Source organism: Micromonospora sp. BQ32, assembly GCF_059358895.1.
The window spans coordinates 202,400-214,060 of record NZ_JCADBI010000002.1 but is presented as its reverse complement, the minus strand read 5'-3'; the positions used below and the strand labels follow the sequence as shown (position 1 = coordinate 214,060).

Sequence of the window (11,661 nt, the reverse complement as noted above, 5' to 3'; positions counted from 1 at the left end):
CGTGAGCTGACCACACCCCGCCTGAACGACGCGGGCCGGTCACGGACGAATCCGTGACCGGCCCGCACCGCGTTGCCAGGGTCAGTCCAGCCCGCCGTACGAGTGCAGGCCGGTGAAGAAGATGTTCACGCCGAACAGGTTCATCAGCATGGTGAGGAAGCCGAGCACCGCGATCCAGGTGGCCACGTTGCGCTTGACGCTGGGCGTCGCGCGGGCGTGCAGGTAACCGGCGTACACCACCCAGGAGATGAACGCCCAGGTCTCCTTCGGGTCCCAGCCCCACGGCCGACCCCAGGCCGCCTCGGCCCAGATGGCACCGGCGATCACCGCGAAGGTGAAGATCGGGAACGCGAAGGCGTGCAGCGCGAAGGTCAGCCGCTCCAGGCCGGCGGCGCCGGGCAGCCGCTTGGCCAGGGTGTACGGGAAACTCCGCTTGCCCTGCTCGTACCCGTTGCGCATCAGGAAGCCGACCGCCGGCACCACGCCGAGTAGGAAAATGCCGGACGCGAAGACGATCGTCGAGACGTGGATGATGAACCAGTACGAGTTCAGCGCCGGCACCAGCGGCACGATCGGCACGTACAGCACCAGCTCGGCGATGGCGACCAGCAGCACCATCACCAGGGTGAGGAAGAGCCCGAGCTTGCGCAGCGACGGTCGCTTCCAGAGCACCACCAGCCAGGCGGCGACCCCGATGAACGTCACCGTGAGCACGAACTCGTACATGTTGCCCCAGGGCATCCGGTCTGCGGCGAGCCCTCGGGTGACCAGCGCCGCCAGGTGCAGCGCGGCGGCGACCGCGGTGGCGCCCACCCCGATCAGACCCGCCAGCCGGGCCCGCCGGGTGGAGTGGTCGGCCGTGGGCGGCGACGGGACCGGTGCGGGCGGCATCGGGACGGCACCGCCGCTGGCGCCGACGCCGACCAGCTCGCGCACCGGAGCTGCCGCGGCGACCCGGGTACGCACATTGCCCAGCGCGTACTCGACGGCATGGCCGATCATCGCGACCAGGTAGGCCAGGATCGCGAGAGACACCAGATTGTCGGAGAGTGCGGACATCACTCGGCTCCTTCTCGCACGCCGGCCCGCTCAGTGGAGTCAGCTTCAGGCCGTTCGGCACCGTTGATTGCGGCGACGAGCTGGGTGAACTCGTCGGCGAACCCTGGGTAGTCGGTACGCGGCAACCCACCGACCTCCACCAAGCTACTACCGCTCGTCGGAGATCCGTCCCCGGGGTCGGCCGGCACCACCCGGAAGAACACCCGGCGACGCTTCCCGAACAGCGAACCCATCAGCCCGACCAGCAGGACGCCGCAGCTGACCAGCAGCATCGTCGAGCCGGGATCGTGCCGGACGGAGAGGGTGACGTACCGCTCGGTGCCCAGGAACTCGACGGTCGTGCCGTCGTCCAACTTCCAGGTCTCGCCCTTGCGGAGCAGTTTGGTGCCGACCTCCTTGACCTTGCCGGCCCGCACCTGCCGCTGGTCCAGTTGGTAGACCGAGCCGGGGATGCCGGCGTCCAGGCCGAGGTTGCCCCGGTAGGCGACCAGGTTCAGCGCCGGGTTGCGCTCGGTCGGGTACTGCGAGCGGACAAAGGGCGCCTGCTCGGGTGCCGTGGGCAGGTAGATGCCGGTGAACGCCATCTGCTGATCCGGTGCCCGCTGGCCGGTCGCCGGGTCGACGTTCGCGTCCGGGAAGGCCGCCAGCCCCTCGCTGGTCAGGCCCATGTCGCCGGTGGTCAGGAACGGTTCGTCACTGATCTGGCTGTTGCCGAACCGGTCGGTGTAGCGGATCACCGGGGCGTACCCGTGGCCGAGCAGGTAGACGTTCGCGTCGTTCAGGCGCAGCGGCGAGTTCACCGAGAACTGCGCGCTGCGGGTCGGCTCGTCCGGGCCGTCGACGGTGACCGTGGCGTTGAAGAACTCCGGCTGGCCGGACGGCAGGAACCGGGCCTCGAAGTCGTCCAGCCGCAGGCAGAAGCGGGGCAGGTCGGCGCTGTCCACCTGAGGGCCGAGCTTCGCCTCGGCGTACTGCTGGCGGGTGTTGCAGAACGCGTTGTCCGCGCCGGCCACCAGCAGCCGGTTGCCGCTCCAGCCGTACCAGGAGCCGAGCGCCACGCCGATCAGCACCGCGATCAGCGAGGTGTGGAACAGCAGGTTGCCGGTCTCCTTGAGGTAGCCCTTCTCGGCGGAGACCTCGTCGCCGCGCACCTCGACCCGCCAGCGGCGCTTGCGCAGCACCTCGGCGATCGCCGCCGCGCCACCGGGCGGGGCGGGCAGCACGGTGTGCTGCGGCAGCCGGGCCATCCGCTTCGGCGCGGCCGGCGGCCGGGACCGCAGCGTGCGGACGTGGTCCCGCAGGCGGGGCGTGATGCAGCCGATCAGGGACGTGAACAGCAGCAGGTAGATCGCGGAGAACCAGACCGAGCCGAAGACCTCGAACGCGCCGATCCGGTCCAGTCGGGGGGCCCAGTCCGGGTGGTCGACGAAATACTCGTTGACCTTCTCCGGGCTGATCCCACGCTGCGGCAGCACCGAGCCGGGGATGGCGGCGACCGCGAGCAGGAAGAGCAGGATCAGCGCCGTACGCATGCTGGTGAGCTGCCGCCACGAGTTGCGCAGCAGGGCCAGCAGCCGGTTGGGCCGGCGGCGTGGCGCGGGCGCCACGGTCTCCGGTCGGTCGTCGACGACCGTCATCAGATGCTCACCTCGCCCACCCCGACGGTGGTCTGCAGCCAGATCACGAAGCTCTGCCATCCGCCGGTGACCAGGGCCAGGCCGATCAGGATGAGCAGGGCGCCGCCGACCCGGGTGACCCAGCGGCTGTTGCGCCGGACGGCGCGGAAGACCCCGAGCAGGCGTTCGAAGCCCAGCCCGAAGACGATGAACGGTATCCCCAACCCGAGGCAGTACGCCACGGCGAGCACCACCGCGCGGTCGCTCTGCCCGCTGGCGGTGGCCATGCCCATCACCGCGCCGAGCGTGGGGCCGGTGCAGGGCACCCAGCTGAGTGCGAAGACCGCCCCGAAGACCGGCGCGCCGAGCAGCCCGGCCGACGGCAGCCGGGAGATCCGGAACTCGCGTTGCAGGGCGGGGATCATCCCGAGGTAGCTCAACCCCGCCACGATGATCAGCACGCCGACGCCGATCTGCAATTCGCGCTTGTAGTCGAAGAAGACCCGGCCGATGCCGGCGAAGAGGATCGCGGTGGCCACGAAGACGACGGTGAAGCCGCCGATGAAGAGCAGCGTCCCGGCGAGCACCCGACCCTTGACGGCCGCCGTCGCGGCCCGCTCCTTGACGGCGACGCCCCCGGTGCCCGGTGCCGGATCGGTGCCCGGTGCCGGATCGACGGCCGGTCGGCGGCCCTCCAGGTCGGCGCCGGCCAGGCCGGTCACGTACGACAGGTAGCCGGGGACGAGCGGGAGCACGCACGGGGACAGGAAGCTGACCAGGCCGGCGAGCGCCGCCGCGCCGATGGCGAGCAGCAGCGGCCCGCTGAGGGCCAACTCCCGGAAGGTCTCGCCCATCAGTTCGGCGCCGGCTTCTCGGCGGCGATCCGTTCGACGATCGGTTGCAGGCCCTCCTGCTTGACGGCGGCCCGGATCACCGCCGCGATCCGGCCGTCCCGGTCCAGCACCACCGTCGCCGGCACGCTGTTCGGCGGGATGTCCAGCGCGAGTGCCGTCTTGCTCGACGGGTCGTAGAGGCTCGGATAGGTGACCCGGCCCTTCTCGAACGCCTTGGCCTTGTCCCGCTGGTCCTGGACGTTGATGCCGAGGAAGCTCACCCCGGAACCCTTGGTGGCCTGATAGACGGCTTCCAGGTCGTCCGCCTCGGCGCGGCACGGCGCGCACCAGGAACCCCAGAAGTTGACCACCACGACCTGACCGCGCGCCGCACTGACGTCGTAGGTGCCGCCGAGCAGCAGCTCACCGGCGACCTTCGGGGGTGCGGAGCGCTGGTCCGGTGCGCACTCGAAGATCCCGTCGGTGGTGGTCGTGCAGGTCTTCTCCTGCGCCTTCGACGACGTGCAGCCGACCAGCGCCACCGCGGCGACGGTGGCGAGCAGACCGGCGGTCCACCTCCGGGCGTTCATCAGGCCCCCTTGGCCGTCCGGGCGGTCGCGGAGAGAGCGATCAGGTGCGCGGCCGGCTCGCTGTAGCCGATGCCTGCCACCTTCGCGCCGTCGAAGTGGAACGAGGTGAGACTGGCCAGCCCGCACTGCCGCTTACGCGGGTCGTGCCAGAGCCGCTTGCGCTCGACGTAGCGGCGCAGCGTCCAGATCGGGAGCTGGTGCGACACCAGCACCGCCTCGCGTCCCTCGGCGGCGACCCGGGCGGCGTGCACGGCGGCGAACATCCGCTCGGCGATCACCCGGTACGCCTCACCCCAGGACGGTGTCACCGGGTCGCGCAGCACCCACCAGTTGCGCGGGTCACGGAACGACCCGTCACCCGGGGAGACCTTCTTGCCCTCGAACCAGTTGGCGCTCTCGATCAACCGCTCGTCCACGCCGACGGGCAGCCCGAACTGGGCGGCGATCGGCTCGGCGGTCTGCTGGGCGCGCTCCAGCGGGCTGGCCACCACGTGCACGATCTCCCGCTCGGCCAGGCCCTCAGCGGCGGCCTTGGCCATCTGCACGCCCAGCTCAGAGAGGCGGAAGCCGGGCAGCCGGCCGTAGAGGATCTGGTCGGGGTTGTACACCTCGCCGTGCCGGAGCACGTGGACCACCGTCTTGCTCAACGCTGCGCTCCCTCTGTTTGCGACTGCGGGGCTCGCAAACCCGGCTCACTCCTCGCGCGCACGCTACCCCCCGTGACCGGCCGCTGCCGCCGCGTTCGCCGCCGTCGGCAGCGCGTCGGCGATGTGTTCCAGAGCGGCGTCGTCCAGCGCCGCCGACACGAACCACGACTCGAACGCGCTCGGCGGCAGGTAGACGCCGGCGGCGAGCATCGCGTGGAAGAACGCCTTGAACGCCGGCACCTGCTGGGTGCGCGCGCTGTCGTAGTCGACCACGTCGGCGTCGGTGAAGAAGACCGAGAACATGCTGCCCGCGTACGACAGCCGATGCGGGACCCCGGCGGCGGCCAACGCGTCGGACGTCAGCTTGCCCACGACGGCGGCCGTCTCGTCGAGGCGCTGGTACAGCGCGTCGTCGGCGAGCCGCAGGGTCGCCAGCCCGGCGGCGCAGGCGAGCGGGTTACCGGAGAGGGTGCCGGCCTGGTAGACCGGGCCGGCCGGCGCGAGCCGCGCCATGATGTCCGCGCGCCCGCCGAACGCCGCGGCGGGCAGGCCACCACCCATGACCTTGCCGTACGTCCACAGGTCGGCGTCGGAGGCGTCGAGGCCGTGCCACCCGGCGCGGGAGACCCGGAACCCGGTCATCACCTCGTCCACCACCAGCAGGGCGCCGTGTGCGTGCGCGATCCGGGCGAGCTGCTGGTTGAAGCCGTCACGGGGGGCCACCACGCCCATGTTGCCGGCGGCCGCCTCGGTGATCACCGCGGCGATGTGCTGGCCCTCGGCGGCGAATGCCTCCTCGACGGCCCGGATGTCGTTGTACGGCAGAACGATCGTCTCGCTGGCCGCCGCGCCGGTCACGCCGGGCGAGTCGGGCAGACCCAGGGTGGCCACGCCGGAGCCGGCGGCAGCGAGCAGCGCGTCGACGTGGCCGTGGTAGCAGCCGGCGAACTTGACGATCTTGGAGCGGCCGGTGAAGCCGCGGGCCAGCCGGATCGCCGACATGGTCGCCTCGGTGCCGGAGTTGACCAGGCGGACCTGCTCCACCGGGGTCCGGGCGACGATCTCGGCGGCCAACTCCACCTCACCGGGGGTGGGCGTGCCGAAGCTGGTGCCCAGGGCGGCGGCGGCCTGGACGGCCTCCACCACCTCCGGGTGGGCGTGCCCGAGGATCAGCGGACCCCAGGAGCAGACCAGGTCGACGTAGCGGCGACCGTCGGCGTCGTACAGCCACGGACCCTCACCACGGACCATGAAACGCGGGGTGCCGCCGACCGCCTGGAAGGCGCGCACAGGGGAGTTCACCCCGCCCGGCACGATGGCGCGGGCGCGGGCGAACAGGGCCTCGGAGGCCGGCGCATCGGCTGGGTAGCGGCCGGATCCGGCGGGAAAGATGTCGGTCACGATGCCGCCATTGTGACAGCGCCGGACGGTCAACCAGCAGCCACCCCGCGGTGGGGTTACCCGGCTCACCCATCACCTGTGCCGGTCAGCAGCGCCGACCCGGGGGCCTCGTGGGGTGGACGGCGACGGCTCGCGGCCTCGACAGGCCAGGTCGGTCGGATCGCGCTAGGCTGACCGGGTGGATCGTGCCGAACTGTCCATCACGCTACACCGGACGGGCGACGAAGCAGTGTTGCGCCTGGCCGGTGAGATCGACATGCTCACGGCGGCTCAGCTCTCCACCGTCGTCAACGAGGTGCTGGCCGACCCACCCCCGCGGATCGTGCTCGACCTCGGCGGCGTCACCTTCTGCGACTCGCAGGGTCTGGGCACCCTGGTCGTGCTCAGCCGCAAGGCCAGCCACGCGCAGAGCCTGCTGATGCTGACGCACGTGGGCGACTTCCTGATCCGGGTGCTGGACATCACCGGCCTCCGCAGCGCCCTGATGATCCGCAACGACCAGCCGACCGGCTGAGCCGCCCCGCCGCGTCAGGCGGTGTTTCCCCAACGGGCCTGTTCGAGCATCCGTACCGCCCGGTCGCGGACCTCCGCGTCGTCCGAGCGGAGCAGGGCGGTCGCCTCGTCGACCGCGTCGGTGAGCCGCCGCCACTGCGTGTCGCGCTCCCGGACCAGGTCCGACTGGGTGGCCAACTGCCGGGTCTTCACCCACAGCTCGACGAAGACCGACACCTTGGCCCGGAGCACCCACGGGTCGAACGGCTTGGTGAGGTAGTCCACCGCGCCCACCTGGTAACCCCGAAGGGCGAGCTGGGCGTCCCGGTCGGCGGCGGTGAGGAAGATGATCGGCACATGCCGGGTCCGTTCCCGGCGCTTGATGTGGCTCGCCGTCTCGAAGCCGTCCATGTCCGGCATCTGCGCGTCCAACAGGATCACCGCAAAGTCGTCCACCAGCAGTTGCTTGAGCGCCGCCTCGCCGCTCTCCACCGCCACGGACTGGACCGGCAGCCCCTGGAGAATCGCCTCCAGGGCCGTCAGATTCTGCCGCCGGTCGTCCACGAGCAGCGCTTTGGCCATCTGGGTCACGAAGTCTCCTCGGTCCGGCTGCCGTTGATCCAGGACGACATCAGTTCGATCAGGTCGTCCAGGTCGACCGGCTTGGTGATGTAGTCGCTGCCCCCGGCAGCGAGCGCCGACTCACGGTCGCCCGGCATCGCCTTCGCGGTCAGGAAGACCACCGGAAGGTCGGCGAACCGGTGGTTGCGGCGAATCTGGCGGGTCGTCTCGTAACCGTCCTGGTCGGGCATCATGGCGTCCATCAGCACGATGTCCACCTCCGGATGCTCGGCCAGCAGGCGGACACCGTCCACCCCGTTGTCCGAGTACAGCACGGTCATCCCGTGCAGCTCCAACGCGCTGGTCAAGGCGAAGACGTTGCGCACGTCGTCGTCCACGATCAGCACCGTGGCACCGTCCAGTTGACGGGTGGCCGGCGCCTCCGGCCGTTCCGGCAGCAGCTCCAGCGGCGGCATCAGCAGCGACGACGGCAGACCGGCGCGCTGCGGAGACGGAGCCTGCGGCGCGACCACGGCGTCCGGGGCCAGCACCTGCGGCACGAACAGGGTGAAGGTCGAGCCCTGACCGGGCGCGGACGAGACGGTGATGGTGCCGCCGATCAGCCGGGCCAGATCGCGGCTGATCGACAGGCCCAGGCCGGTGCCGCCGTACCGGCGACTGGTCGTGCCGTCGGCCTGCTGGAACGCCTCGAAGATGATCGACAGCTTGTCGTCGGAGATGCCGATCCCGGTGTCGATCACGGTGAACGCGATCACCTGCTGGGCGTTCGTCAGCGCCGGGACGTCGAAGACCGCGTTCTCCGCGGCCGGGGCGATCCGCAGCGTCACGGCACCGTTGTCGGTGAACTTCACCGCGTTGGAGAGCAGGTTGCGCAGGATCTGCTGCAACCGCTGCGCGTCGGTCACCAACGCCGGCGGCAGATCCTTGCTCACCCGTACCTGGAAGTCCAGGTTCTTCTCCTCGGCCTGCGGCGCGAACGCCTGCTCGACGTAGCCGCGCAGCTCGGTGAAGCGGATCTCGGTCGGCTCGACGTCCATCCGACCCGCCTCGATCTTGGACAGGTCGAGGATGTCGTCGATCAGACGCAGCAGGTCGGAGCCGGACCCGTGGATGGTCCGGGCGAACTCGATCTGCTTCGGGCTGAGGTTCTGCTCCGAGTTCTCGGCCAGCAGGCGGGCCAGCAGCAGCAACGAGTTCAGCGGGGTCCGCAGTTCGTGGCTCATGTTGGCCAGGAACTCCGACTTGTAGGCCGACGCCCGGGTCAGCTGCTGTGCCTTCTCCTCCAGGCCCAACCGGGCCAGCTCGATCTCCCGGTTCTTCGTCTCGATGTTGCCCTTCTGCTCGGACAACAGCGTGGCCTTCTCCTCCAGCTCGGCGTTGGTGCGTTGCAACTCGGCCGACTGCTCCTGCATCTCGTGCGCCAGCCGCTGCGACTGGGCCAGCAGCTCCTCCGTACGCCGGTTGGCCTGGATGGTGTTGACGGCGATGCCGATGGTGAGCACCAGCCGCTCCAGGAACGCCAGGTGCAGCTCGGAGAAGGCCGACACGCTGGCGAACTCGATCACCCCGAGCAGCTCACCCTCGAACAGGACGGGGAGCACCACCAGGTCGGACGGGGGTGTCTCGGCCAGACCGGAGCGCAGGGTGAGTCGGCTGTTCGGGGAGGCGCTGACCCGGATCGTGCGGCGGGAGAGCGCGGTCTGCCCGACCAGCCCCTCACCCGGCCCGAAGGTGACGTCATGCCCCCGGGCCACGTACCCGTACGAGGAGGTCAGCCGCAGCCGCATGCTGCCGTCGGCGTCGTCGGCCAGGAAGAAGGCGCCGAGCTGGGCGTCGACCAGCGGGGTCACCTCCGTCATGATCATGCGGCAGACCTCGCCGAGGTCGCGCTGGCCCTGCAACAGGCCGCCGATCCGGGCGAGGTTGGAGTCCAGCCAGCCCTGCTCGGCGTTCTTCTTGGTCGTCTCCCGGAGGGTGACGATCATCTGGTTGATGTTGTCCTTCAGCTCGGCGACCTCGCCCTGCGCCTTGACCGCGATCCGCTGGGTCAGATCGCCTCGGGTCACCGAGGTGGACACCTGGGCGATGGCCCGCAACTGCGTGGTCAGCGTCGAGGCGAGTTGGTTGACGTTCTCGGTGAGGTCCCGCCAGGTGCCGGAGACGCCCTTCACCTGCGCCTGACCGCCGAGCTTGCCCTCGATACCGACCTCGCGGGCCACCCGGGTCACCTCGTCGGCGAACGACGACAGCTGGTCGACCATTGTGTTGACCGTCGACTTCAGCTCCAGGATCTCGCCCTGGGCGTCCACCGTGATCTTCTGCGACAGGTCACCCTTCGCCACGGCGGTGGTCACCGAGGCGATGTTGCGGACCTGGCTGGTCAGGTTCGACGCCATCGAGTTCACGTTGTCGGTGAGGTCCCGCCACGTGCCGGAAACCCCCTTCACCTGCGCCTGGCCACCGAGCTTGCCCTCGGTGCCCACCTCGCGGGCCACCCGGGTCACCTCGTCGGCGAACGACGACAGCTGATCGACCATCGTGTTGACCGTCGACTTCAGCTCCAGGATCTCGCCCCGCGCGTCCACCGTGATCTTCTGCGACAGGTCACCCTTCGCCACCGCCGTGGAGACCTGGGCGATGTTGCGGACCTGGGCGGTCAGGTTCGACGCCATCGAGTTGACGTTGTCGGTCAGATCCCGCCAGGTGCCGGCGACACCGCGCACCTGCGCCTGACCGCCCAACTTGCCCTCGGTGCCCACCTCGCGGGCCACCCGGGTCACCTCGTCGGCGAACGACGACAACTGGTCGACCATCGTGTTGACCGTCGACTTCAGCTCCAGGATCTCGCCCCGCGCGTCCACCGTGATCTTCTGCGACAGGTCACCCTTCGCCACCGCCGTGGTCACCGAGGCGATGTTGCGGACCTGGCTGGTCAGGTTCGACGCCATCGAGTTGACGTTGTCGGTCAGATCCCGCCAGGTGCCGGAGACCCCCTTCACCTGCGCCTGACCGCCCAGGTTGCCCTCGGTGCCCACCTCGCGGGCCACCCGGGTCACCTCGTCCGCGAACGACGACAGCTGGTCCACCATCGTGTTGACGGTGTTCTTCAGCTCCAGGATCTCGCCCTGGGCGTCCACCGTGATCTTCTGCGACAGGTCACCCTTCGCCACGGCGGTGGAGACCTGGGAGATGTTGCGGACCTGGCTGGTCAGGTTGCCGGCCAGCTGGTTCACGTTCTCGGTGAGGTCCCGCCAGGTGCCGGAGACGCCGCGTACCTGGGCCTGGCCGCCCAACTTGCCCTCGATGCCCACCTCACGCGCGACCCGGGTCACCTCGTCGGCGAACGACGACAACTGGTCCACCATCGTGTTGACGGTGTCCTTGAGCTCCAGGATCTCGCCCTGCGCCGCCACCGTGATCTTCTGCGACAGGTCGCCGCGTGCCACCGCCGTGGAGACCTGCGCGATGTTACGGACCTGGGCGGTCAGGTTCGACGCCATCGAGTTGACGCTGTCGGTCAGGTCCTTCCAGGTGCCCGCCACGTTCGGCACCTCGGCCTGGCCGCCCAAGTTACCCTCGGTGCCCACCTCGCGGGCCACCCGGGTCACCTGCTCGGCGAAGAGCCGCAGCGTGTCGGTGAGGTAGTTCATCGTGGCGGCCAGCTCGGCGACCTCACCACGCGCGCCGACCGTGATCTTCTGCGACAGGTCGCCCTTGGCCACCGCCGTCGCCACCTGCGAGATCGACCGCACCTGGCCGGTCAGGTTCGACGCCATGGTGTTCACCGAGTCGGTGAGGTCCTTCCAGGTGCCGGCGACGCCCCGCACGTCGGCCTGGCCGCCCAGCTTGCCCTCGGTGCCCACCTCACGGGCCACCCGGGTCACCTCGTTCGAGAACGACGACAGCTGGTCCACCATCGTGTTCACCGTGCGCCCGATGCGCAGGTACTCACCACGCAGCGGCCGCCCGTCGATCTCCAACGCCATGTGCTGGGACAGGTCACCGTCGGCGACCGCCACGATCACCCGGGCGATCTCGGTGGTGGGTCGGCCCAGGTCGTCGATCAGCGAGTTGATCGCCCGCTGCCCCTCCGCCCAGGAGCCGTCCAGCCCCTCGTCGTCGAGCCGCTCGGTGAGCCGGCCGTCGCGACCGACGATCCGGCTGATCCGCCGCAGGTCCAGGTACTGCCGCTCCTGGAGCGAGACCATCTCGTTGAAGGCGTCCGCCACCTCACCGGCCGCGCCGGCGCGGCGGGGAAGCCGGACCTTCAGGTCGCCGCGACCGATCCGTCGCAGTGCCTCGGTCAACTCGCCGAGGAGCGCCTCGTGGTCGGGCGCGGACGGATCCGCCACCGACTGCTTCGCCGTGGTCATCATTCCTCGCTCCACTCGGGGGCACCGGTCCGTGCGGACACACCGGCACCCCATATTGTGCCCGCGCG

The 11,661-nt window shown here is 70.1% G+C and carries 9 protein-coding genes; 1 reads left to right on the top strand and 8 read right to left on the bottom strand.

Features of this window, described 5'->3' with window-relative positions:
- Positions 1–81 precede the first annotated feature (81 nt).
- The 6 genes from ccsB to hemL form a co-directional block, all read right to left on the bottom strand.
- Entirely contained in the window at positions 82–1,059 is a 978-nt protein-coding gene (gene ccsB, locus AC5L30_RS04570; protein ID WP_494865579.1) for a c-type cytochrome biogenesis protein CcsB, read from the bottom strand.
- On the bottom strand, positions 1,059–2,696 hold the full coding sequence (gene resB, locus AC5L30_RS04565) for a cytochrome c biogenesis protein ResB (RefSeq protein WP_494865577.1): 1,638 nt from the start codon (positions 2,694–2,696) through the stop codon (positions 1,059–1,061). Before resB ends, ccsB begins: the two co-directional genes overlap by 1 nt.
- Complete coding sequence (locus AC5L30_RS04560; RefSeq protein ID WP_494865575.1) at positions 2,696–3,529, bottom strand: cytochrome c biogenesis CcdA family protein; 834 nt, start codon at positions 3,527–3,529, stop codon at positions 2,696–2,698. Before AC5L30_RS04560 ends, resB begins: the two co-directional genes overlap by 1 nt.
- The gene (locus AC5L30_RS04555) at positions 3,529–4,098 is read right to left on the bottom strand and encodes a TlpA family protein disulfide reductase (RefSeq protein ID WP_494865574.1); all 570 of its coding nucleotides are present in this window, start codon (positions 4,096–4,098) and stop codon (positions 3,529–3,531) included. The genes AC5L30_RS04560 and AC5L30_RS04555 overlap by 1 nt, the downstream gene beginning before the upstream one ends.
- Entirely contained in the window at positions 4,098–4,745 is a 648-nt protein-coding gene (locus AC5L30_RS04550; RefSeq protein ID WP_494865573.1) for a histidine phosphatase family protein, read from the bottom strand. Before AC5L30_RS04550 ends, AC5L30_RS04555 begins: the two co-directional genes overlap by 1 nt.
- 63 nt (positions 4,746–4,808) lie before the next feature.
- Entirely contained in the window at positions 4,809–6,146 is a 1,338-nt protein-coding gene (gene hemL, locus AC5L30_RS04545; protein ID WP_494865572.1) for a glutamate-1-semialdehyde 2,1-aminomutase, read from the bottom strand.
- A gap of 178 nt (positions 6,147–6,324) precedes the next feature.
- On the opposite strand from hemL, the gene AC5L30_RS04540 reads away from it, so the two are divergent.
- Positions 6,325–6,660: an STAS domain-containing protein gene (locus AC5L30_RS04540; RefSeq protein WP_007454492.1), complete on the top strand. Its 336-nt coding sequence runs from the start codon at positions 6,325–6,327 to the stop codon at positions 6,658–6,660.
- A gap of 14 nt (positions 6,661–6,674) precedes the next feature.
- On the opposite strand, the gene AC5L30_RS04535 is transcribed toward AC5L30_RS04540, so the two are convergent.
- Together AC5L30_RS04535 and AC5L30_RS04530 are read right to left on the bottom strand one after the other, a co-directional pair.
- Positions 6,675–7,229, bottom strand: a complete 555-nt coding sequence (locus tag AC5L30_RS04535) for a response regulator (protein WP_494865571.1) — start codon at positions 7,227–7,229, stop codon at positions 6,675–6,677.
- Positions 7,226–11,593 carry a HAMP domain-containing protein gene (locus AC5L30_RS04530; protein WP_494866075.1) on the bottom strand — a complete coding sequence of 1,456 codons (4,368 nt, stop codon included), beginning with the start codon at positions 11,591–11,593 and terminating at the stop codon, positions 7,226–7,228. The genes AC5L30_RS04535 and AC5L30_RS04530 overlap by 4 nt, the downstream gene beginning before the upstream one ends.
- Positions 11,594–11,661 lie beyond the last annotated feature (68 nt).